The sequence below is a fragment of the Ensifer adhaerens genome (assembly GCF_001270265.1).
GTDB lineage: Bacteria > Pseudomonadota > Alphaproteobacteria > Rhizobiales > Rhizobiaceae > Ensifer > Ensifer adhaerens_B.
The window spans coordinates 146,988-169,686 of record NZ_LGAP01000007.1; the positions used below are offsets into that span (position 1 = coordinate 146,988).

A 22,699-nucleotide genomic window follows, 5' to 3' on the forward strand; every position below is an offset into this window, starting at 1 on the left:
CCCCTGATCACTTCTGTGCTGCGGTGGGTTGCTGGTCGGAAACCTTCAACGGCTCCGGCGTCACTTTGCCGCCCGGCTGGGCCTTCATGACACCATCCACGATCACGCGGTCTCCGGGTTTCAGGCCGTCCTCGACGATCCAATTGCCGCTGGTGACGCGTCCGAGCTTGACGTCACGTGCTTCAACGGTGTCGCCGTCGCCAACAACGAAGACCTGTGCGGCGCCCTCCATGGTGCGATTGATGGCTCGCTGGGGCACAACGATCGCATTACGGCGAACGGCCTGCTCGACCCGTACCCGCACATAGAGGCCGGGAAGAAGGTCGCCCTTCGGATTCGGGAATTCGCCGCGCAGCGTGACCTGACCCGTCGTCGCATCGACCCCGGCGCTGGAGAACAGAAGACGCCCTTCGTGCCCATAGACACTTCCGTCATCGAAAACGAGCTGGACGCTAATCTGGCCCGGAGCCGGGCTGTCGAGCAGACCTTGTTCGACAGCGCGCTTCAGCTTGAGCAGTTCTGCGGCCGGCTGGGTGAAATCGGCGTATACCGGGTCGATTTGTTGGATCAATGCGAGGTTCTGTGTGCCATCCGCAACGACGAGCGCACCCTCGGTGATCAGGGCGCCGCCGATGACGCCTGTAATCGGCGCGCGTACTTCGGTGTATCCCAGATTGATTTTGGCTTCCTTGAGCACAGCTTTCGAAGCAGCAACATCAGCCTCGGCCTGCTTGACTGTGACTTCGGCCGTTTCGTACTCGACGCCGCTGGCTATATTGCGCTCGCGCAATGTAAGCTGGCGCTTAAGTTGCTGGCGGGAATTTGCCAGCGTGGCTTCAGCCCTCTGAAGCGCCGCTTCCGCACTTTCGACCCGTACGCGGAACAGTTCTGGATTGATGCGATAGAGAACGTCGCCCTCCTTGACGAGTGCGCCCTGTTCGAAAACCCGCTCAAGCAGAATTCCGGACACGCGGGCGCGAACTTCCGAAATACGGGTTGCCGCGACACGACCTGGGAGCTCATTGAGGACGGGTACGGCTTGCTCGGCGACTGTAAGCACACCAACCGTGGCCGGTGCAGCGTCGTCGCCCCACTGCGCAAAGGTAACGCTGTTTGCCGCAAGAAAAATGCCTCCGGCCGCCAAGCAGGCACGGGAGCGGTTACTGATCTTATTCAGTTTCATAATTCCGATCACTAAAGTTCAGCCACGGAGCCCTATTGAGGCTTCCGAAAGCAGGATTTAACTGGGAAAGGGAGGTTCGACGCGCCGGCGGGACGAGCGACCGGCTACGAGTCATTAAGGCGTTTCGGCAAAACGCCTTAGCCTGCATCTTAAACTATTGGTGATCTTTGCCGACATCTTCGCTTCTACCCTCTTCATTGAAGAGGCGCGTGGCTTCGCGACAGAATCCATGCGCCTCAAAAGGCGCCGTAGACTCGCGAAAGCGATTGATACTCACTATGAACTATAGTGAGCGCCGGACCACTACCCGGCCGACCATTATCGGCAACGCTCGCCTTAAACGTCAAATTTTGGGGGTTTGCAAGGAGTTTTTATCGGGCGGGGCCTGTTGAGAGAGAAATAAAGGAACTCCATTGTGGAAATAAGCAGACTTCATGAATAAAATAGTGCGTAATTCGCATTATTTCTGTGCTTAATAAAGTAAAACTTAAGAGATATATGAAATGACTTGGAATATATCTCGGTTTATCAGAATTTTTTAACAGTTTAATGCCGCTGGTGATCGTTGCAGCACGGCTCTTGCTGACTATATCCTGGGCATAACCAAGGCCAACTTTGCGGTTTTCGGTGCGATTGTAAACGCGAGCAGCGCTATGGCGGATCGCAGCTGACGGTTTCGTCCGAGCGTCAGCGGATCATGCTGTCGCTTGGCAGGTAAATGTGAGAATGCGGCTGTTTCAGTTCGATTGGAAAGTCGCCGGTATGGAAAATGGCGATCCCACCCGTTGGGAAACGGGCTTCCCAAAGTAGGGGCGAAAACCGACCAGATAAGGATCGTAGACCATATAGCGCTAGTTGTGACACAGCACAATTAACGCACATAAGGGTACCCCTTCAGCTTTCCATACCCCCCAACAGCCCGGCTCATTGAAAGCCGGTATGCGCTTGCGTATCTTCTTTGCAACCGAAGGAGATTTAAACCATGAGCGCAACGCCTAGCCCATCCATCACCGGCCGTGATTGCCGGTCGTTGTTGCGCAGAAAAACGGCAAATCGGCTAACCCGCTCGACGAGCGACGTCACATTCGCCTTTCCGAACTTCTTGCGGAATTGAATGAGATCGCATTCCCAATGGCCGAACTGCTTGCGCGCAGCAACGGTGTCGGGACGGTAGAGAATGTTGACATCCGGGCTGAACCGCCGGCCATGACGACGCTTGGCATGACGCGGCCGACGTCTGGCGCGGTGCTCCGGCAGATGCCGCCAGAGCTTGATCGCATGCCCATCCGCCGAATAGGCAAACTTGTAGATCGTCTCATGGCTGACAGAAACCGGATGGCGCTCCAACTGCAGCCGACCGGCAATTTGCTGCGGCGACCAGCCATGCATGATGCGCTCAATCACCGATTGGCGCAGATGCGAGAACCGGGCAAGCTTGCGCAGCTTGGCGCGCCGTTCTCGAGCCATATCATTGGCCGTCACGCAGTAGTAGCCGTTGAGGTCCGGCATCTTCTCATCCACAAACGCATTGCGTCGGAGTTCGCGGAAAATGGTCGAGCGATGTCGGTGTAGTTTCTCGGCAATTACGTCAACGCTGATGCCAGTCGATCGCCAGCGGGCAATCTTGCGGCGTTCATCCATATCGATCTGGGAGTAGGTGCGCTTCATGTCACGTTCCTTGCAGGCGACAAACCGTTGTTATCTACTGCAAGTCGCACTTCATCCTTGAACCCAACCAGTCAGGCGCAAAAGCAAAACAAAACTCGGGAGTTTCGCGACATGGTCTAGCCTTGAGCCAAGGCCTCAACGCTCTTTTGTCGCCGCTTCGATTTCGTCAGAACATCAAAGATCACCGCTCCCATGACCAGGCCGCCACCAGCCCACGTGGCCCAGGCGGGAAACTCCCCGAAGGCCAGCCACACCCAAAGCGGCGCGAGTGGGTTTTCCATGCTGCCTATCAGGGCGGAACGCGTGGCCGAGATCAGCCGCGTTCCGATCGTCATCAGCAGCAGGCCGAGACCGAACTGGACGGCTCCGAATAGCACAAGGTCTAACATGACCGGGGCTGCCACCTGCATGGGCTGAGCGAATGGCAGAGCCACAAACGCGCAGAGAAAGGCCGACAATGAGGCGGCCGGGAGCATGGAAGCATGCCGGTTCTTGCGGATGATGACCATCATTGCGGCATAAGATAGCGCCATCGTTGTCGCGAAGGCGTAGCCTGCCAGATAGTCGCTCGAAGCTTGCGGATTGACGATGATCATCACCCCAACCAGGGCTGTGAAGCTTGCCGCCCATGTCGCCCATTCTTCCCGCTCGCCCGCGAAGACAAGGGCGAGCGTGGCGGTCATGAACGGAATTGCGGCGTGGATTGTCATCACGTCTGCCACCGGGGCCAGGCGAAGGGCATTGATAAAGCAGATGGTCGCGACAGTGGATAGGATCATGACCCAGAAGCCAGCCATCCCCATGGCCCGGATCGCCCCCCACAGGTCTTTCCGGTAACGCCAGACCACATAAGCGCCGATGAACAGCCCGCCGAAGATCCCGCGCCAGAACAGGACCGTCCAGACATCGAGCGTGATGAGCCGGGTGAAATACCCGGAAAGGCTATAGGCGATCGCAGAGCCTATAATCAGCAGTGTGCCGAGCCATTTGTTTTGATCATCTTCCATTGCAGCCCCCTTGCATCCGGAGCTTTGTACTCCGATGCTACTGACACCGTTTTGTCAGTGGTGTTTGGAGCCTGCGCGTGCGCCGTGCCGATCGTCTTTTCGATATCATTCAGGCGCTACGCGGAAAGACGCAGCCCACGACAGCCGCTGCGCTGGCGCAAAAACTGGAAGTGACTACCCGCACCATCTATCGCGACATCGCGACCTTGCAGGCTCGTCGGATTCCGATCGAGGGTGAGCCTGGGCTTGGCTATCTGCTACGAAAGGGGTTTGATCTCCCACCCCTGATGTTCACGATGGAGGAAATCGAAGCCATCACGGTCGGAGCAAACCTCGTTCATCGCATTCGCGATCCGAAATTGCAGGAAGCGGCCGAAAGCGTTCTGAGCAAGCTTCAGCATGCCGTCCCGAAGGAACTGCGCTCTTATCTTGTATCTCCCCGGTTCTATGTATCGGAAGGGGACACGGTGCGACCTGGAGGGATCGAACTGCTCGACGTGCGCAATGCCATCCGGACATGTCGCAAAATCGCCATCACCTACATCGACGAGCAACAGCGCCGATCACGGCGCACGATCTGGCCTATCGCCACGGTTTACTATGTCGATGTCACATTGATCGCCGCCTGGTGCGAGCTTCGCGGGGATTATCGCCATTTCCGGGCAGACCGTATCGTGCAATCAGAAGTGCTCGAAGAGCGGTATGCCGCTGATAGCAGCCCTATGATGGTCGAGTGGATGGCCAAGCGTTCGCAGAATTCCTAAGTTTAGCGACAAAATCGTCGGCGCTGATTTTGCAGGGGAATTTCTGTCGCAAAACCCGCGCGCAGAAGTCAGTCTTTTGCAAGGAAGTTTTGCGACACGTTCCATTTCCGTTTCGGCCGACAGACGTTTGGGTCCTTGACTGTCAGGATATGTCGCCGAACTCGGAAGTGTGTTCCTCGCCGCCGATCTCGGCCTTGCGATCGAACCGCGCGACGATCACGCCGCCTACATCGCCTCCTGGCTGAAGGCATTGAAAAACGACAAGCGACTTGTGTTCCAGATGGCTGCCCATGCCGAACGGGCCGTCACCTTCCTGCACGGCGCAGACGGCCGGCAAGAACTCAAATGAAGACGTTGACGACCGCGCCGCCGTCTGAGCGGCAGAGAATGGGCGAGGGATATTCGAGCGCGCCGCCTCGTATCGTTGCACCGAATATCCCCACGGCTGCCACCGTGTGCCAGTATCTACTCTCCTATCGCGGCCGGCGCCATCCACTGAGCGAGGGATGGCCACAGAAACCCGGTGCGCTGAAAAAAATCGGCCCGCAGCCCCGGCTGCGGGGCGATCTTCGGACAGGTCCTCAGGGGCCGATCGTCGAAGTATCGGATCTATCACGACACAGTGCCGAGGGCTTCGGGATTTGGGATCTCATAGAAGCCCAAGGCGGGAGTACAACGACTACCGGGATCGAGGGGAATAGCCATCCCAAGGTCAAGCGGAGCGGCTTGCCGGGCCTAGGCTTGCCTAACGGAGAAGGCGCGACGATTGCCTCGGGCACCGTGCCGACAGGGACTGCGCAGGCACATCCTTTGCGCGCATTAATGGGAGGTATCGAACGTGATGCTGCTCCTGAATCTGCTTCAGGCTATGATATAGTATGATGTATTGCGCAGTAGCTTGATACGCTTTTCCATATCATCATTGCGCCTGCCTGCAGAACGGCCTATATATTATCCTATATATACAGTATCGGATGATACAGGATAATGATATGGCATATAAGACCGAGCACATTACCCGGCAGATACGCGCGGCGCGCGAGGCCATGAAGATGAGTCAGCGCGAGTTAAGTACGCGCTCGGGTCTGACGCAAAGCCATATTTCCCAAATAGAACGGGGCACTATGGAGCCGGGGCTTTCCAGTCTCGTGGACGTAGCGCGCGCACTCGACCTCGAGATCGTCCTTGCTCCGAAAAAACTGATGCCGGCGATCCGTAACATCCTCGAGAGTGCATCGATCACGAGCGATACGCTGACATCGGACCAGCGCAAGCTGGTGGGACGTCTTGATCGGTGGTTGGCAAAGATCAGGGATAAGTTCGCCATCGCCTCGGAAGCAGATACATTCAAAGACAGCCTCGCGCTCCTACGGCATTTGCCCCTGTCGGCCGACGAGCTGGACAGACTGAAGGACGCAACCGTTCACCTCGATCGCTGGCAGACCGATCCACCGACCCGTCAGGAGCTAAGCGAGTTCGTTCGCGCGGTGAGGCAGCTGCGTAATTCGGCGGTGCATCGTGACCGCGATGACGCGGTTCCCCGTTCGGCTTATGCGCTGGATGAGGAGGACGATAATGGCTAAGGTCACGGTGTTGGATGTCAGGCTCTACGGCGAACCGATCGCGACCCTGACCAACCTGCAGGACGGACGCACCATCCTCGCTTTCAACGAGACCTATATCGAAGACGATAAACGGCCGACGCTCAGCCTTGCGTACAAAGACCCGTTCGGTGCCCTCATCACCAAATCCCGGCCATACAACATGGTGGTGCCGCCGTTCTTTTCGAACCTGCTGCCGGAAGGACCGCTGCGCAGATATCTCGCCGATCGTGCCGGCGTCAAACCGACGCGGGAGTTCTTCCTGCTCTGGATGTTGGGGCGCGACCTGCCAGGTGCTGTGACCGTGCATCCCGCCGAGGGGGACGATACGCCCCCGGATGACGAGCGGGCCGACATCGAAGCACGGCCGAATGCGCTGCGCTTTTCGCTGGCCGGTGTGCAGCTGAAATTCTCGGCGTTCAAGAACGAGGGAAAGGGCGGTGGTCTGACCATTCCGGCCGAGGGCACGGGTGGCTCATGGATCGTGAAATTGCCGTCGCAGCAATATAACGGCGTGCCCGAAAACGAGTTCGCAATGATGACGATTGCCCGCATGATGGGCATGGACGTACCCGAGATCCAGTTGGTCGACCTCGATGCCGTGAGCGGCATGCCCCAAGGCCTCGGCGAGCTGCATGGGCAGGCGCTGGCGATCAGGCGTTTCGATCGCACTTCGGATGGACCGGTGCACATCGAGGATTTCGCACAGATCTTCGGCGTATGGCCCGACGACAAATACCGTAAAGGCAATTACCGAATGATCGGTCGTGTTATGGGGATCGAGACGGGTGCAGCCGACGTAGCCGAGTTCGTCCGGCGCCTGGTGTTTAGCGCACTGATCGGCAATGGCGACATGCACCTGAAGAACTGGTCGCTCATTTATCCCGACCGGCGCACGCCAGCGCTTTCGCCTGCGTACGACCTGCTATCGACGATCCCCTATATTGAGGGCGAAGACACGGCGGCGCTAAACTTCTCCCGCACGAAGACTATGGCGGCCTTGTCGACAGACGAGCTTGCGCATCTGGCCGCCAAGGCGGAGCTGCCCGAAAAGCTGGTGCTCGACACGGCGCGCGAGACGGTCGAGCGTTTCAGGGCGGTATGGGAAACCGAGAAGAACAACCTGCCGATGGCCGCGAAAGTCCGCGACACGATTGATGCGCATGCACCGACGATCGAGCTTTATCGCGAGTTCACGCAGTAGCTGGGACATGAGAAGGGTAGGGCGCCATCCGCAGATGTCGCTCTTCGGCTAGGCATTGACCGTGCCGAGCCGTGCCGCCCCGTGACGTAGGCGGACAAGGTCCGCTTCGCCGTGGAATGCAGGTCGTGCTCGAGGAGAGGATTTTGTCGTTAAGCGAATTGTTTCGCGAGCGGGCACGGCACCAAGGCCTCGAACTGAGGCGTCGGGCCCGTCGGCTCCCTTGGTCAATGGAGCGCGCCAGAACAGAAAGACGTTGTAAGTCGGCGGCCGGAAAGTGTTGTAGCCGCTGGGCACGACGCCGTCGTAGTCGGGAGAAAGCAGGAGATAGAGACCGCCCTGTCCCTTGTCAGGGCCGCCGACGCCGACGTCGGTCAGCGCCCGCTGCCAGAAATCCGTGAACATGCCGATCAGACCCGGAAGCGCGACGACGACCAGCGGGCCATCTTTTTTCAGATCAAGGTAGCTCTGCGCGTAGATGACGTCGGCGTTAGGCGTCGGAATGATCGCCTTGGCGTCCATCCGCTTCTTCCAGGTCGGCAGAATGTTATATCCGGAGCCGAACTTCGCTTCAGAGCCATCACGGATCGCGAGCATGTTCACGGCGGCTAAACCGCTGAGATAGACCTGCACGGCGCGCTGGAAGAAAAGTTCGTCGCGCAGTTCCTGCCGTGTCTCCTCGGTCGGGTATCCATTCGGAAAGGGCGCGTCGGCCAAGGCATAACCGACGCCCCACCAGAGCCGTTCACTGAACAGTAGCTCTCGGCGGATCAATTTGCTGAGCAATCGGGTGAAGTCGGCCTCGGATTTTCGCGTCGCCTCTTGTTTTCAATCGTTCATTGCAAGACGGAGCGTCACAAAGCTGTCATAAACGGCGCCAAGCTTCGGGTCGCATTTCATAGAGGCCGTGAAAGATGGCAGAGCAATTCTCGCAGACATGGGACGCCGTCCCACAAGATGCCGCCGGCTGTTCGCGAGTGCGCGTCGCACAGGCAGGTGCGATCTGCTATCGAATCTCAGTGGATAGTCCTCCCGAAGTGCTGCTTGTCGCGAGTCGCCGAAATGGTTGCTGGGGAATACCCAAAGGGCGCATCGAAATAGGAGAAACGTCTGGCGTGGCGGCTGCGCGGGAAGCGATGGAAGAGGCTGGCGTCAAAGGCCGCGTATCGAACGATTCGATTGGCTCGTTTGTCTACACGAAGGATAGCAGCAACCTTACCTATCACCTCGATGTGCATCTTCTCGAAGTTCGGGAAACGCTGTTGGATTTCCCCGAGAGACAGAGCCGGAAACTGCTATGGGCCCCGTTTGAAACGGCGCTTCAGGAAATCTTTCATCCCAGGCTCCGAGATCTGTTGCGGCTCCTCCCTGGCGAAATCCAGATGGGCTGCTTCGTCGGAGGCCTGCGATCACTTGGCTCGCCTTGATCGCACCTGTCGTTGTCTCGCTGATCGGCGCCTGGATTACGACTCATGCCGGCTGGGAATGGAACTTCTTCATCAACCTGCCGCTTGGCCTCCTCGGCGTCGTGCTGGTGGCCTCCTTCGTGCCGCATGCGGCAGATGAAGGCTTGCGGCCTTTCGATCTCGAGGTTTTCTGTTGACCGGCAGCGCGCTCTCGCTGACGCTCGCAGGGCTTGGGGCATCGCGATACCCTCGCTGGTTTTGCCTGCGGCGGTAAGGGACTTGCATCGCATCCTGTGCGATTTCGTGAGGCACCATAAGGTTCCCCGGGAGCCAAATACCAAGGAAAGCCGCGTCGCGCGATCGTCCAGCGGCATCGCCGTCGGCCTCCATCTGGACCGCGACCTGAATGACCAGTTCGCAGAGTGATCTTAGACAGCCGGCTAATTTCGCCCCCGGATGGCTTGTGCTTCCGGGGACGGCGGTCCTGCCCTCAGACGAGGCCGGGCACGACGAACACCGACCAGGCAACGATCGGTCCGATGATCGCGATCAGTGCACTGTAGACCAGCAGTTGCCGCAGCACCTGCTCGCGCTTGTCGTCCGGCGCGTTGGCGACGACGAGCGCGCCATTGGTGGAGAACGGGCTGGTGTCGACGATCGTCGTCGATATGGCGATTGCCGCCACGACGCCGATGGCGCTGATGTGCCCTTGCAGGAGGAACGGAACGGCGAGCGGGATGATGGCGCCGAGCAGCGCGGTCGATGAGGCAAAGGCCGAAACGATGGCGCCGGTGAAGCAAAGCAGCAGCGCCACCAGGAGCGGCATGCCAAGGTTCGATATGCCGTTGGCCACATAATCGACCGTGCCGGCCTTCTCCATGACGCCGACATAGGTGATGATGCCGGCGATCAGAAGCACGGTCGACCAGCTGACCTTGTCGATCGCCGCCTTCTGCGTCTTCGGCGAAATAAGGGCGAGGGCGACAGCTACGGTGATCGCGACCAAACCGACATTGAACTTGAAGACGAGCGCACCAATGCCGAGCGCCGTCAATCCCATCAAAGTGAAGACCTTTTCCGGGGTCAAGCGCAATGTCTGTAGAGTGTCCGCCGCCGTACCGTAGGCGTGCTCCCTGATCGGCTTGGCAGGCGTGCCGCCATGGCCCCGGATCGACGCCGATACACCCTCGGGATGCAATTCAGGCAGAGGACCGGAGACCCCTTGTTTCTGCTTCATGACGTGCGCGCCGCCGAAGACGAAGAAGACCAGCACGGCGATCGCCAGGTTGAAGAAGAAGCTGGAGAGGAACAGCGATGTCGGCGCGAAGGGCAGGCCGGCCTTGACGACAATCTGGTTGGTGATGCCGCCATAGACACTGATCGGCGAGAAGCCGCCGGCCTGTGCGCCGTGGATGACCATCAGTCCCATCATCACCGGATGGATGCGGTATTGCACGGCAAAGCTGAGCGCCACAGGGGCGAGGATCGCCACAGCCGCCGGTCCGAGTGCGCCAAAACCGGTGATGATGGCGGCCACGACGAACATCACCCAGGGGATCCAGGCGACATGTCCGCGCACCAGCCGCACGGCGCATTCGACGAGCCAGTCGATGGTGCCGTTAATCTGCGCGATGGCGAAGAGGTAGGTGACGGCGACAAGCGTCAGGAACAGGTCGCTTGGGAAGCCGGCGAAAATGTCATTGGCCTTCATGCCGATGATCAGCGAGCCGAGCAGGAAGGTGCAGCCGAATGCCAGCGCACCCATGTTGATCGGTTGGACCGTCGCGATGACGAACATGGCGATAAGCAGCAGTATGGATAGGATTTCGATACCCATGATTCCCCTCCCTCCGACGCTTCCAGCGCCGGCAGCTAGTGTTCTTCAAGATTGGATTGTTCCCTGCGCCTTCCTCCCAGAGGGAGCAGGGACGGGTCACGTCGTTATGTGTAAAGGTCGGCGTATTTCTGCCGCAGAACGTTCTTCTGGACCTTGCCCATGGTGTTGCGCGGCAGATCCTCGGTGAAGATGATGCGCTTGGGTTGCTTGTAGCGGGCGAGCCGGTCCTGGAGCGCGCCCAGGATCGCCTTTTCATCGAGCGTCGCGTCGGGCTTGCAAACAACGATGGCGGTGACGCCCTCGCCGAAATCGGGATGCGGAACGCCGATGACCGCGCTCTCGGCGACCCCCTCGAGCTGGTCGATCTCGCCTTCCACCTCTTTGGGATAGATGTTGTAGCCGCCCGAAATCACCAGGTCCTTGCTGCGGCCGACGATGTGGACATAGCCTTGTCCGTCGATCTTACCGAGGTCGCCGCTGATGAAGTAACCGTCGGCGGTGAATTCCGCGGCCGTCTTCTCCGCCATGCGCCAATAGCCCTTGAAGACGTTCGGTCCCTTGATTTCAATCATGCCGGTTTCTTCGGGTGCAACCTCGGTGCCGGTCGCCGGATCGGTGACGCGCACCGTCACGCCGGGCAGCGGAAAGCCGACCGTTCCGGCAATCCTATCTCCATCATAGGGGTTCGACGTGTTCATGTTGGTTTCGGTCATGCCGTAGCGTTCCAGGATCGCAAGACCGGTGCGCTTCCTGAACTCCACATGCGTTTCGGCAAGCAGCGGCGCCGAACCGGAGATGAAGAGGCGCATGTTCGCGACGGCCTGCCGGTCGAGGCGCGGGCTCTGCAGCAGGCGCACGTAAAAGGTCGGGACGCCCATCAGGAGAGTCGCCTGCGCCATCAACGACACGACCTCGTCCGGGTCAAATTTCGGTAGCAGGAACATCGAAGCGCCGGCAAGCAATGTGACGTTGGTGGCGACGAACAGGCCATGGGTGTGGAAGATCGGCAAGGCATGGATCAACCGATCGTCAGCCGTGACGCGCCAGTAGTTGCGCAAGGTCAGCGCGTTTGAGAGCAGGTTGCCGTGGGTGAGCATCGCCCCCTTGGAACGTCCGGTCGTTCCCGACGTATAGAGGATCGCTGCCAGATCGTCGGCCGTGCGTGAGGCATCGACGAAGTCGGCTTGTTCGTCTCTCGCGAGATCGAGAAGCGAGCCGGTACCATCGGCGTCAAGGGTTTCGACAATCGCACCGTGAGGCTCGGCGATCGTTGAGACGCCTTCTCGGGCACTCGAGGACACGACAACCAGCCGCGGTTCGGCATCGCCGATGAAATAGTCGAGCTCGGCGAGCGTATAGGCGGTATTGAGCGGCAGATAAACCGCGCCTGAGCGAAGGCAGGCGAGATAGAGGATCAAGGCCTCGGAACTCTTGTCGACCTGCACGGCAACCCGGTCGCCTGGGCGGATGCCGAGCGTATCCATCGCGCTTGCGATACGGCCCGACAGATCGAGCGCATCCATATACGTCCAGGTACGGCCACCGTTCACCCGAATGAATGGCGCGTCACCCGATGCAGCGGCCCTTATGGCGTCGAAAAGATGGTTGCTCACTTTCGCCTCCTCCGATCCTTGAATTCACCATTTGCGCGAACGGCTGGCAGCCTTGCTGGCGACAGTGCCGCGGCGGCCTTCGCCGTTCTGATTGAGCAAGCCCTTGACCGCCGGTGAGGCAACCACTTCGCCACGCTGCGCCAAGGCCTCGTGGTTGGCGACGATGTCCTCGAGCTGGTAGAGATAGTTGACCATAAGGCCATGCGCCTGCTGCATCGCCTTGGCCGAGCGGTCGCCGAGAAAGTTCAGCCTCTCCAGTCGGGCGCCGTTGCCGAGATGAAACCGCGCCACCGGGTCGATTGGGCGACCCTCCGGTGTCCGTTCCATCAGGAAATAGCGCGCCGCAAGCGGCAGCAGCACGCGCTCCACCTCGACCGCCATGTTCTCGTCATCGGCCCATTTCGGGTCATCGAGCAGCGTCAGAGCCTTGCGATCCGCAGCCGACAGGTCACTCGCGGCATTGTGGGACTTGAGCCACCGGGCAAAGCCTGGAACGGGCGAGAGCGTGACGAAATTCTTCAGCGATGGTAGGTCCTTGCGCAGGTCTTCCACCACCTGCTTGATCAGGAAATTGCCGAAGGAAATGCCGCGCAAACCGTCCTGGCAATTGGAGATCGAATAGAAGACGGCGGTCGTCGCCTCGTCGGCATTGATCTGCTCGCGACCCTCGTCGAGAACGTCGCCAATAGCACTCGGCATCCATCGCGTGAGCGCCACTTCGACGAAGACAAGCGGTTCGTCCGTGAGCCTCGGATGGAAGAAGGCGAAGCAGCGGCGATCGGCGGGGGCCAACCGGCGGCGCAATTCTTCCCAGCCGGAAATCTCGTGCACGGCTTCGTATTTGATGATCTTTTCCAGGATGTGAGCCGGCGTCGACCAATCGATCGGCCGAAGCGTCAGGAAGCCGCGGTTGAACCAGGAACCGAAGAGGTGGGTGAAATCGGCGTCGAGCGCCTGGAAGCCGGTGGCTTGCTCTTTGGAGGCAATCAGCTGCTCACGCATCCGGACGAGCTTGGCCGTACCGCTCGGCGCGTGGTTCAATCGGCGCAGCAGTTCCTGCCGCCGCGGTTCGGCCGCCTGGTGGAGGGCAATAATCGCGGTTGAACTCTTGTCGGCGCGGTAATTTTCAATCGCCTGGTCGAGTTTTGCCGTGTCGGGTCCGAACTTGTCGGAAAGCATTTGAAAGAACCGCTGCACTCCCTCGGCGTCGAGTGCGTCCCAGCGGGCGAGTATTTCGGCGGCAAGGGCCATGCCGGAAGCTTCGCCCCGGCTCGATAGCAGCATCTCGCAGAGAGTTTCGAGATCGGCCTTGGTTGCGACCCCGGAGGCGCGTGAACTGGAAAACAGGAGCTTGCGTCCGCGATCGGTGATGCTCTGCAGCATGTCCGTGAAAAAAGAGGCCTCTGGCATGCCCATTCTCCCCTTCTCAAATCGCTGACCTGGTTGCGTTCTGCTTCCCATCGAGCGGCCTCGTCTGTAGTATGTAAGCTGTCACATTGCGTATACGACGTCAATTGTCTTGTATACAAGATCGATATTTATGTATGAGGAAGCGGAACAGATGTCCGAAAATGTCGGCCGATGGCTTCGGGACGAGATTGAAACCGCAATTCTTTCCAACGAGTTCTCCCCTGGCGAGCGCTTGGACGAAATGGTGCTTGCCAGTCGTTTCGGAGTCTCACGGACGCCGGTGCGCGAAGCGCTGATGCAGCTCGACGCCATCGGCCTGATCGAAATTCGACCTCGCAGAGGGGCCGTCGTCATCGATCCGGGACCGCACCGCGTCTATGAGATGTTCGAGGTGATGGCGGAACTGGAGGGGCTCGCCGGATCGCTGGCCGCGCGTAGGCTAGACGATAAGACCCGCGAAGCGATCGCGGCAGCGCACAGGCGTTGTGAGCTTTCGGCGGAGGCCGGTGACAGCGATGCTTATTATTACGACAACGAGGCATTCCATAAGGCGATCTACGCCGCCAGCCGGAGCGACTTCCTCGAGGAGCAGTGCACGCAATTGCACCGCCGCCTGCGCCCCTATCGACGGCTTCAACTGCGCGTCCGCAATCGGCTCGCGACATCCTTCACGGAACATTGTGCCATTGTCGATGTCATTTTTGCCGGGGACGGGGAGGAGGCGCGGCGCCTGCTCAGGGCGCATGTCGGGATTCAGGGCGAGAGGTTCAGCGATCTGGTTGCAAGCATGGCGACCAGATGACCGACCTCGAACCTCGGACGACGGCAGGGACTGCTATCTTGACGCGGTTCTTCGGCACTCCTCCCGTTCAGCGGCTCGGGACGGGCGCTCCGCCGCGATAGTCGTAAAAGCCCCTCCCGACCTTCCGCCACAGCCAGCCGGGCCGGCATATTTCACCAGCAGCGGGCCGGGCCGGGTACTTAGTATCGGCGAGCCCGCCTTGGAAAACGTTCATGATGTCGAGGCGATGAAGTCGGCGAGTTCCAACGGTCCCATTGGATGATTAGCGCCGAGCTTCATGCTCTGCTCGATATCGACAATCGAACCGACGCCTTCGTAGAGCGTATAGACCGAATCGTTGATCATCTGAATCAGGATTTTCCTGATCTCTATGGGAGGAACTTCCCTCGGGAGACTGTGACTTCCATCTTTGTCTTTATCCCAACGAGTGTCACGTCACCTGCTTCTTCGCGCCGCCGGAGGGCATATGAGAACGACAGAGTTGCCAGCAGTTCGAATCTATTCAAGGCGAAGAAGCTGGTCCGACATCGTGCTCGATGCCAACTGCAACGTCGAGAGGTTTCGCCGTGTTCGGGATTCCTCTGCAACGATGTTGAGGATGAGACCCGCGATCAGTGCCTTGGCTTCCTCATTCCAATGGGCCTCCCCGGACATGGCGGGTTGGTCGCAGACAAGGGCATCGGCTAGCGTGCTGGCGTCTTCCGCGACATCGAGGCCGTCACGGTCGAGAGCATCAAGGGGATTGAACGCGGCAGAAGGCTGTCCCGACACACCAAAAGGATCCAGCACATAGACCGGTCCGAATTTTAGGCGAGCGCGACCGGTGATCTTGGCATTCTCGCCCTTGGGGTCGATGCAGATCACAGAACGATCGGCAGTCAGAAGATTGGGGATGATGGTACCGATTCCCTTGCCGGTCCGCGTCGGCGCCATGGTCAGCAGATGGGCTGGGCCGTCATAACGCAGCAGCTTACCGCTCTTGCCGTTGCGTCCGATCAAAAGCCCGCCGCTGGCAGACGTGAGAGGGGCTATTTCCTTGTTGGTGGCGAAGCGCGCCGAGCCGTGTGTGTCATCATCACCGGTTTCTCCAAAATGCAGAATGATCGGCGCGGTGATGGCCCGAAACGTGACGAGGGCAATGATCGCCAATGTTATGAGGTCCAGGGAGATATACGGGATTGTTCCCGAACCATAGCCGAGATCCTTCAAGGCAAACCGACCGCCCATTCCGACGACATTGAGAATGGCGAGCATGAATAGGATTTGCAGGACGGGTTTCCATACCCGGAAAGGCAATTTGATCAACCCGACGAACGCCCAGATCGGGTCACGAAGAGCGGCGCGTGTCATGTTCCTCGATGCGGCCCATGCTAGGCGGGGATGGATCATCCATTCGTCTCCGCATCGCTCCCTCTGTTCGCGTGCGCGGTTTCCTGTATCAGCAGGCCGGCGAACAGCTGTTTATCAATCTCGCGCGTGAGGAATCCGGGGAGTTCTTGGGCCAACCAATCGGTCAGCGCGCGCGAAACGTCGTCTTTGCCATGTTCGAGGCGATCGAGCACGAGCGCTCCTAGCAAAACCTTGCGCCTGGTGTCCTCAGCGCGCTCCTGTTTTCCCAATCGGGCTTTTAGCGTTTTTCGTTGCGCTTCGAGCTGAGCCAGGCGTTCCTCTATGCTCTTTCGTGCCATCCTGTTTCCTTTCGCTTGTGGACGTCGGGTTTCAGATGAAGGAGGGCGCCTGTCTGCGCCTCTCCCGAACTAGCTAATTCGAACTATCAGTTGCTTCGACGCCTTCGCTGAGACATGCAAAGTCACAGTTTGCGAAATCGAACTCCGGCGATTGCTTTGCAACGTGTTTGCCGACGACATCAAGATTGGCCCAACTGCAGGTGGAGATGTACGCCGCACCACATCGGTTGCCTTCTTGCTGGGGGTGCAAGCGAATTCGTGAACCGGCTGCTTTCGATAAGCAGTACCGTGACGATCTATGTCACTTTGTCGCCGTTGTTCGGGGAGCGCCAATGTCCCGACTCGAGCACCAGCCTCGTCTTGAAGTTTGCGCATTCTGTCGATCCCTGATTTGCTCGACCAGCATATCCGATTGCGCGAGCATCTCAATGAAATTTTGCAATCAAAGGTTACTTTAATCTCAAGCATCCACCTCATATCTCATGATGAGAACCGCTTCATGTAGGGCCTGCCTGAACGTTACATCGCGGCCGAGTTATCGCAGCGAACGAATTTATAAGGGCGCACTTACGAGTTGCTGTGCAACTCGGTGCTTGGTATGGTTGTGCGACTTTGGAGGGTGTCGTTTGGCCATCTACCATTGCAGCATGAAACCGATCGCACGAAGCGGCGGCCGAAGCGCGGTTGCCGCGATCGCCTATCGATCCGCGACGAAGATCGTCAACGAGCGCGACGGCATCGTGCATGACTTCACGCAGAAGCGAGGGGTCGAACACTCCGAGATCATTCTTCCCGATGGTGTCGATGCATCGTGGGCACTGGATCGCTCAACGCTTTGGAATGCAGTGGAGCGCGCCGAGGTTCGCAAGGATGCTCGGGTTGCGCGTGAGTTTGAAATCGCACTTCCACATGAGGTGAGTGCGGCCGATCGTTTGGCACTGACACGCGGCTTTGCGCGGGAACTGGCAAACCGTTATGGCGCCGCGGTGGATTTCTCCATCCACCAGCCGCAAGGCGAAAGCGATATCCGGAATTTTCACGCCCATGTGGTGATGACGACACGGGTGGTGACCGAGCATGGGCTCGGCGAGAAGACGCTGATCGAGCGCGAGAACAAATGGCTCCTGAACAACGATCAGCCGACATCGCATATGCAGCTTCGCGATATCCGACAACTCTGGGAGCACCGTGCAAACCGGCATCTGGCAAGACTCGGATTGGATGTTCGGGTAGACCACCGCTCCCATTTGGAACGCGGTCTCGAGATCGAGCCGACCGAGCATATGGGCGTCCATGCTTCGCAGATGGACCGGCGTGGGCTGGACGTGTCGCGAGCACGGATTGATAGGAAGGCGGCGCGGTCGAATGCCGACCTGATCCGCAGGAAGCCCGAGCAGGTTCTGTCCATCATCACCGGCGAGAAGAGTGTGTTTGACCGCCATGATGTCGCCCGCGCGCTGCATCGCTACATCGACGACGTGAACGGGTTTCGCAATGCCTTTGCGGCGGTCATGGCGTCACCGGCATTGGTCGAGTTGAAGCCTGAGACGGGAAGGGAACTGGCGCGGTATTCGACGCGCGAGATGGGGGAGATCGAGCATGCCATGGTCGCGAGCGCCGAGCGGATGGACCAGTCGTTGCGCCACGGCGTTGAACGGCTTCATGTCGATCAGGCACTGAGCATCCAGAACGATGCGATCAGGGCAAGGCTAGCTGCCTCGCTCTCTGGAAAAGTTGAACACGGTGAAATGGGGCTCACCGATCAGGAGCGGGCGATCGAGCGTTCCGGGTTGAGCGAGGAGCAGCGCGTCGCCGTTGAGTATGTCACCGGTCCGGCGCAGATCGCGGCGGTGATTGGCTTTGCGGGCGCCGGAAAATCCACCATGCTTGCTGCTGCGCGCGATGCCTGGGAGCGGCAGGGTTACCGGGTCCATGGTGCAGCACTTGCCGGAAAAGCGGCGGAGGGATTGGAGGAATCCTCCGGCATTGCCGCGCGCACGTTGGCGTCGTGGGAGTATGGCTGGCAGGCGGGCAGGGGGCAGCTTGGCAAGGGCGACGTTCTGGTGATCGACGAGGCCGGCATGGTCGGAAGTCAGCAGTTGGCGAGGTTCGTGATCGAGGCCGAGGCACGGGGTGCGAAGCTCGTCCTTGTCGGTGATCACGAACAGCTTCAGGCGATCAGGGCGGGATCTCCGTTCCGGGCGATTGCGGAACGTGTCGGTGCTGTCGAGCTTTCCGAAATTCGCCGGCAGAGTGAAGCTTGGCAGCGGGAGGCGTCGTTCGCATTCGCCACCCATCGCACGGGTGAGGGGCTTGTCGCCTATGCCGATCGCGGCGCTGTAAACTTCTCGGAGATTAGGGACGAGGCGCGCGCCGTTTTGGTCCGTGATTATCTCTCCGATCTGGCAAAACGCTCGTCCGGATCGCGGATTGCATTGGCGCATCGGCGCATCGATGTTCGTGCAATCAATGCCGATATCCGTGTGTCGCTTCAGGAGCGCGGGCGGCTGGCTCGAGGCGGACAAGAGCAGGGTGAGCTTGGGCGCGAGGTCGTCTATCAGACCAATGACGGCAAGCGGTCTTTTGCGCCGGGCGACCGGATTGCGTTGCTGGAGAACAATCGCGACCTCGATGTTAAAAATGGGATGCTAGGAACGGTGCTAGCCGTCGGGCCGGGTGCACTACAGATACGTCTCGACGGCGGCGGGCAAAACAATGGCCGTGTGGTATCCATACCCGTGAATAGTTATCAGGCCTTTGACCATGGCTATGCGACGACCATTCACAAATCCCAAGGGGCAACTGTCGATCGCGCATTCGTCATGGCGTCCGGCACTATGGATCGGCATCTGACCTACGTTGCCATGACGCGCCACCGCGATCTTGTGCAGCTCTATGTCGGTCGCGACGAGCTGAAGGACATGAAGGCACTCAGCACCAGCATGAGCCGATCGGGCGCGAAGGAAACGACGCTCGATTACGCGCGCGTCTTTGCCGAGCGGCGAGGTATTGCGGAAGAGTTCGGTGTCCGCAGCGAGATTGCTGTCACCCTTTCGCCAGGTCCGGCTGAGGACCGGTCTGTTGCTCCCGACAAGGCTGATGAGCGCGTTCGCGCGGGGCTCCAGCCGTCGGTCAAAGTTGGTGCGCAGCAGCGCGGTCAGGGTATCGAGATGCCGCCTGAAAAGGTCGAGCCGCTTGTGCCGGCGGTCTCGCGTTATTCCCGCAGCGTCGAGGATGTGGCGCGCGAGAAGGCAAGGCCCGACTTCGAGCGGGCGATGGAGGCGGTGCGGTCCATTGGTCGGCATGTCTATGTCGATCCGGACGGTGTTGCCGGCAAGCTCAGCGTTGCCATCATGGACACGGGCATGGCGGCGCAAGCGCTGGCGGCATCCGTTGCCGAGCGTCCGGAGCAATTTGGACAGCTACGTGGCAAGTCCGGTCTTCTGGGCAACAACAAGGAGCGCAAGGCCGCGCGCCATTACGCCAAGGCGCTGGGCCACCACGTCGCGTCGGCCGGTCGGACCTGGGAACGCCGACTTGAGGCCGAGTGCCAGTCGGAAAAATGGAACCGCGAGAAGCGGGATGTCGTCGAGGTTCCGGGGCTCACACCCCGAAGTGAGGCCATCCTGAAGCAGCTCGACGGCTTGTCGCGATCGGAGAAGCCGAAATTCCTCGAGCAGCTATCCGGCACGCCGGAAGGAAAGCAGGCGCTTGAGGAGGCGAGACAAGTTGCCCAGGCACTGGAGCAGCGATTTGGCAGCGCTGACCCGCGCGATTTGAAGAAGGAAAACCTGCGGCTTGGGCCGGACGTTTTCGCCAACCTTGAACGGATCAAGGCTACGGCCCGCATTGCCGATCGCGCTCAGCGAGCAGAGCTGTCGCGTCAATATGAGCTGAAGCGGAGCCTCAACAAGGGGCTGGGTTTGGGGATGTGAACCGTTTCAACGACGCAGATGACAACTGGGCAGTTGAGGCACGGGTTGATCGTCACGCGCTTCGCAGCAAGTGGGGCAAAGCAATGCTCAATTCTCTGCAGCTACGGCTCAGGTGATGTTGTGCATCTCGGCGCGCGTCGGGATCGTCTGCTGGTATGTGCGGCTCATGTTCTGGACGCCGAGTCCCACGCTCGACACCTCGAGCGAGTCGAGCTTGCGTCGTCCGATCTCTGATTTGGAAGCCCCGGTGGAAGCGGCCGGCCGTGTCGTTGTCTGAGCGACCACCGCGTTTGCGCTAGCCACGACTGTCAGACCTCCCGCTGCCAGCAGCAGTCCACGTCTGTTGAGTTCCATCCCCGTTTTCATCGTCATCTCTGTTCCTTTCCTGGTTTGTGAGTTTTAGAGATCCCGGACCTCACCGCGACTGTTCCCAGAAGCGGGTGGCCTCCGCGATCCAACCTTCCGCGCTGGTACCGACGCCCGTGCCGAACCCGTGGCCAACGGAAGGAAACTTTCGATACTCGACACGCGTGCCGAGCCGCCGCAGTTCGGTGATCCGGCTTTCCATGGAGGAGGGCGGAGCGATGCCGTCATCCGACCCCACGACGACGAAGGACGGCGGTTCGCTGTCAGAGCGGTCTGAATGCGCGGTATAGGCCATGACGACCGCTGCGGGTTTTGGCAGGTCATCCCCGCCGAACGCAGCGACCCCGTGCGATCCGATAGCCGCCGCCATCCGCGCACCGGCCGAGCTGCCCCAGAGGGAATAGCCATTCGTGGCGACATCGAGCCTTTTGCTGTTCTTGAAGACGAAGGAGATGGCGGCTGCGAGGTCCTGCGTGGGGAGCCTGCCGCCTTGGCCGACACGGTATTTCAGGACAAGGACGTTGTAGCCCAGTCGGTTGATTTCCACCGCGTAGGGAAAGCCCTCGTGGACGGAGCCGACATATGCGAACCCGCCGCCCGGCGAGACGACCGCGAACGGCGCTCCTGGCCTGCCGCGGAAGAAGAACAATCCAGTATTTGGCCTTGGTTGGGTCGTCACGTTTTTCGGCATCGGAATAGATGTCGTAGAAGACTTGGTTCCCGCCTGCCGCGTCTTCGATCATGCGGTTTAACCCGCCGAGCACCGTCGCGGTCTCGACGGCGCTGTGGTAGGGAAGCAAGTCGCCGATGTCGCGCAGCTCCATCCGCTCGTCGTAACGGCGATCGTCCCAAGGCAGGACGTGACGCGCGTAACCCAAGAATGAAGGGTGGAGCAGGATATCCCCGACCGTGCTTTTGGCGGAGAGATGACGCCGTTCGGCGTTCTCGGAACGCTCGGACGTCGGCATCGCGGTTTCGGTCCTTCCAGTCGAGGGGTCGAATAGCAGTGGCAGAGCCGCCAGGAGGACGGTCTTCAGGCTGCTCAATGGCGGACTCCCTTCAATGGTTTCCGTCGGCGCATCGATCATCCACGTGCGGCCGTGTCACGAGATGGAGGACAAGTTCTTTGGTCTCCGGCCCGAGCGGCGCTGGCGTGTTGATCTCCCAAGACGTGGCTATGGCATTGAACTCGAAACAGGAGGTCAATACCTCCATGTCAGCGCCCGGTCATTTTCATGGCCGCTTCGGGAAGGCGGTCGCCGACGATTTCGATCTTCGCGAGGACCGCGTCGATTTCCGCGCGGTCTGCCGAGGTGAGTTCAAGACCGATGCTGCCGAGGTTCTCCTCGAGGCGATGCTGCTTGGTCGTGCCGGGGATCGGGACAATCCACGGTTTCTGGGCAAGCAGCCATGTGAGCGCGACTTGGGCAGGTGTCGAGCGCTTGTTCTCGGCGATCACTTTGATCGCATCGACCAAGGCGAAGTTCGCCTTGCGCGCTTCCGGCGTGAAGCGCGGAACGTTGTTACGGAAGTCCGTTGGGTCGAACTTGGTGTTCTCGTCGATCTTGCCCGTCAGGAAACCAGCGCCGAGCGGGCTGAATGGCACGAAGCCGATCCCGAGTTCCTCGAGCGCGGGGAGCAGTTCGGCTTCAGGACCGCGCCAGAACAACGAGTATTCGCTCTGGACAGCTGTGACGGGCTGAACGGCGTGCGCACGACGGATGGTACCGACACCCGCTTCAGAAAGCCCGAAGTGCTTGACCTTACCTTCCGTGATCAGGTCCTTCACCGCGCCCGCGACGTCTTCGATCGGAACTGCCGGATCGACGCGGTGCTGGTAGAAGAGATCGATGCGGTCAGTCTTGAGCCGCTTGAGGCAGGCTTCGGCGACGGCCTTGATATGCTCCGGACGGCTGTTCGTGCCGCCGCGGCGCTCACCCGTCGCGAGATCGATATCGAAGCCGAACTTGGTGGTTATGACGACATTGTCGCGGATCGGAGCCAGCGCCTCGCCGACGAGTTCCTCGTTGATGAAGGGTCCGTAGGACTCGGCTGTATCGAACAGCGTCACGCCTTGGGCGTGGGCGAAGCGGATCAGCTTGATCATCGCGTCCTTGTCGGCCGGCGGTCCGTAGAGGGCGCTCATGCTCATACAGCCGAGGCCGAGGGCAGAGACTTCAAGGGTTCCGATTTTGCGTTTCTGCATTGCTGTCTTCCC

Annotated in this window: 16 protein-coding genes and 5 pseudogenes; 8 read left to right on the plus strand and 13 right to left on the minus strand. The window is 59.7% G+C overall.

Annotation, left to right across the window (positions count from 1 at the left end; all coding sequences use genetic code 11):
• Nucleotides 1-7 precede the first annotated feature (7 nt).
• From AC244_RS14205 to AC244_RS14215, 3 genes and pseudogenes are all read right to left on the minus strand, one after another.
• A complete protein-coding gene (locus AC244_RS14205; RefSeq protein WP_053249473.1) occupies nt 8-1,183 on the minus strand; it encodes an efflux RND transporter periplasmic adaptor subunit in 1,176 nt (391 codons plus the stop codon).
• A 996-nt stretch (nt 1,184-2,179) separates the two neighbouring features.
• Nucleotides 2,180-2,851 (minus strand): annotated as a pseudogene (locus AC244_RS14210) (IS30 family transposase); the annotation flags it as partial.
• Between the two features lie 116 nt (nt 2,852-2,967).
• On the minus strand, nt 2,968-3,858 hold the full coding sequence (locus tag AC244_RS14215) for a DMT family transporter (protein WP_053249474.1): 891 nt from the start codon (nt 3,856-3,858) through the stop codon (nt 2,968-2,970).
• Nucleotides 3,859-3,935: 77 nt separating this feature from the next.
• On the opposite strand from AC244_RS14215, the gene AC244_RS14220 reads away from it, so the two are divergent.
• The 4 genes and pseudogenes from AC244_RS14220 (at nt 3,936) to AC244_RS14235 (ending at nt 7,427) form a co-directional block, all read left to right on the plus strand.
• Nucleotides 3,936-4,622, plus strand: a complete 687-nt coding sequence (locus tag AC244_RS14220; RefSeq protein WP_053249475.1) for a helix-turn-helix transcriptional regulator — start codon at nt 3,936-3,938, stop codon at nt 4,620-4,622.
• Between the two features lie 151 nt (nt 4,623-4,773).
• Nucleotides 4,774-4,971, plus strand: a pseudogene (locus AC244_RS14225) (zincin-like metallopeptidase domain-containing protein); the annotation flags it as partial.
• 643 nt (nt 4,972-5,614) lie between these two features.
• A complete protein-coding gene (locus tag AC244_RS14230; protein WP_053249477.1) occupies nt 5,615-6,205 on the plus strand; it encodes a helix-turn-helix domain-containing protein in 591 nt (196 codons plus the stop codon).
• A complete protein-coding gene (locus AC244_RS14235; protein ID WP_053249478.1) occupies nt 6,198-7,427 on the plus strand; it encodes a type II toxin-antitoxin system HipA family toxin in 1,230 nt (409 codons plus the stop codon). The genes AC244_RS14230 and AC244_RS14235 overlap by 8 nt, the downstream gene beginning before the upstream one ends.
• 48 nt (nt 7,428-7,475) lie before the next feature.
• On the opposite strand, the gene AC244_RS14240 is transcribed toward AC244_RS14235, so the two are convergent.
• A complete protein-coding gene (locus AC244_RS14240) occupies nt 7,476-8,141 on the minus strand; it encodes a DUF1254 domain-containing protein (protein ID WP_234716933.1) in 666 nt (221 codons plus the stop codon).
• 197 nt (nt 8,142-8,338) lie between these two features.
• On the opposite strand from AC244_RS14240, the gene AC244_RS14245 reads away from it, so the two are divergent.
• On the plus strand, nt 8,339-8,851 hold the full coding sequence (locus AC244_RS14245) for an NUDIX hydrolase (protein ID WP_082366850.1): 513 nt from the start codon (nt 8,339-8,341) through the stop codon (nt 8,849-8,851).
• Entirely contained in the window at nt 8,848-9,027 is a 180-nt protein-coding gene (locus AC244_RS14250; RefSeq protein ID WP_053249480.1) for a hypothetical protein, read from the plus strand. The genes AC244_RS14245 and AC244_RS14250 overlap by 4 nt, the downstream gene beginning before the upstream one ends.
• Before the next feature lie 293 nt (nt 9,028-9,320).
• On the opposite strand, the gene AC244_RS14255 is transcribed toward AC244_RS14250, so the two are convergent.
• The 3 genes and pseudogenes from AC244_RS14255 to AC244_RS14265 all read right to left on the minus strand — a co-directional run bounded on the left by AC244_RS14255 (nt 9,321) and on the right by AC244_RS14265 (nt 13,690).
• Nucleotides 9,321-10,667, minus strand: coding sequence for an SLC13 family permease (locus AC244_RS14255; protein WP_053249481.1), 1,347 nt, complete (start codon nt 10,665-10,667; stop codon nt 9,321-9,323).
• Between the two features lie 104 nt (nt 10,668-10,771).
• Nucleotides 10,772-12,280 carry a malonate--CoA ligase gene (locus AC244_RS14260; protein ID WP_053249482.1) on the minus strand — a complete coding sequence of 503 codons (1,509 nt, stop codon included), beginning with the start codon at nt 12,278-12,280 and terminating at the stop codon, nt 10,772-10,774.
• A pseudogene (locus tag AC244_RS14265) lies at nt 12,234-13,690 on the minus strand (malonyl-CoA decarboxylase). Before AC244_RS14265 ends, AC244_RS14260 begins: the two are co-directional and overlap by 47 nt.
• 151 nt (nt 13,691-13,841) lie before the next feature.
• Here AC244_RS14265 and AC244_RS14270 point away from each other — a divergent pair.
• The gene (locus AC244_RS14270) at nt 13,842-14,492 is read left to right on the plus strand and encodes a GntR family transcriptional regulator (RefSeq protein ID WP_053249483.1); all 651 of its coding nucleotides are present in this window, start codon (nt 13,842-13,844) and stop codon (nt 14,490-14,492) included.
• Nucleotides 14,493-14,702: 210 nt separating this feature from the next.
• Here the strand turns inward: AC244_RS14270 and AC244_RS38845 are convergent, their stop codons facing one another.
• The 3 genes and pseudogenes from AC244_RS38845 to AC244_RS14280 form a co-directional block, all read right to left on the minus strand.
• Complete coding sequence (locus AC244_RS38845) at nt 14,703-14,837, minus strand: 3-hydroxyacyl-CoA dehydrogenase family protein (protein ID WP_414735926.1); 135 nt, start codon at nt 14,835-14,837, stop codon at nt 14,703-14,705.
• Between the two features lie 159 nt (nt 14,838-14,996).
• Nucleotides 14,997-15,881 (minus strand): annotated as a pseudogene (locus AC244_RS14275) (type IV secretory system conjugative DNA transfer family protein); the annotation flags it as partial.
• Nucleotides 15,878-16,180: a hypothetical protein gene (locus tag AC244_RS14280; RefSeq protein ID WP_053249484.1), complete on the minus strand. Its 303-nt coding sequence runs from the start codon at nt 16,178-16,180 to the stop codon at nt 15,878-15,880. The gene AC244_RS14280 and the pseudogene AC244_RS14275, both read right to left, overlap by 4 nt.
• Nucleotides 16,181-16,806: 626 nt before the next feature.
• On the opposite strand from AC244_RS14280, the gene traA reads away from it, so the two are divergent.
• Nucleotides 16,807-20,115 (plus strand): Ti-type conjugative transfer relaxase TraA, encoded by a 3,309-nt coding sequence (traA, locus tag AC244_RS14285; RefSeq protein ID WP_053249485.1) that lies wholly within the window; start codon nt 16,807-16,809, stop codon nt 20,113-20,115.
• 114 nt (nt 20,116-20,229) lie between these two features.
• Here traA and AC244_RS14290 read toward each other — a convergent pair.
• From AC244_RS14290 to AC244_RS14300, 3 genes and pseudogenes are all read right to left on the minus strand, one after another.
• Nucleotides 20,230-20,487 (minus strand): annotated as a pseudogene (locus AC244_RS14290) (aldo/keto reductase); the annotation flags it as partial.
• Nucleotides 20,488-20,530: 43 nt separating this feature from the next.
• On the minus strand, nt 20,531-21,160 hold the full coding sequence (locus tag AC244_RS14295) for an alpha/beta hydrolase (RefSeq protein WP_234716935.1): 630 nt from the start codon (nt 21,158-21,160) through the stop codon (nt 20,531-20,533).
• Between the two features lie 537 nt (nt 21,161-21,697).
• The gene (locus AC244_RS14300) at nt 21,698-22,687 is read right to left on the minus strand and encodes an aldo/keto reductase (RefSeq protein ID WP_053249488.1); all 990 of its coding nucleotides are present in this window, start codon (nt 22,685-22,687) and stop codon (nt 21,698-21,700) included.
• Nucleotides 22,688-22,699: the final 12 nt, after the last annotated feature.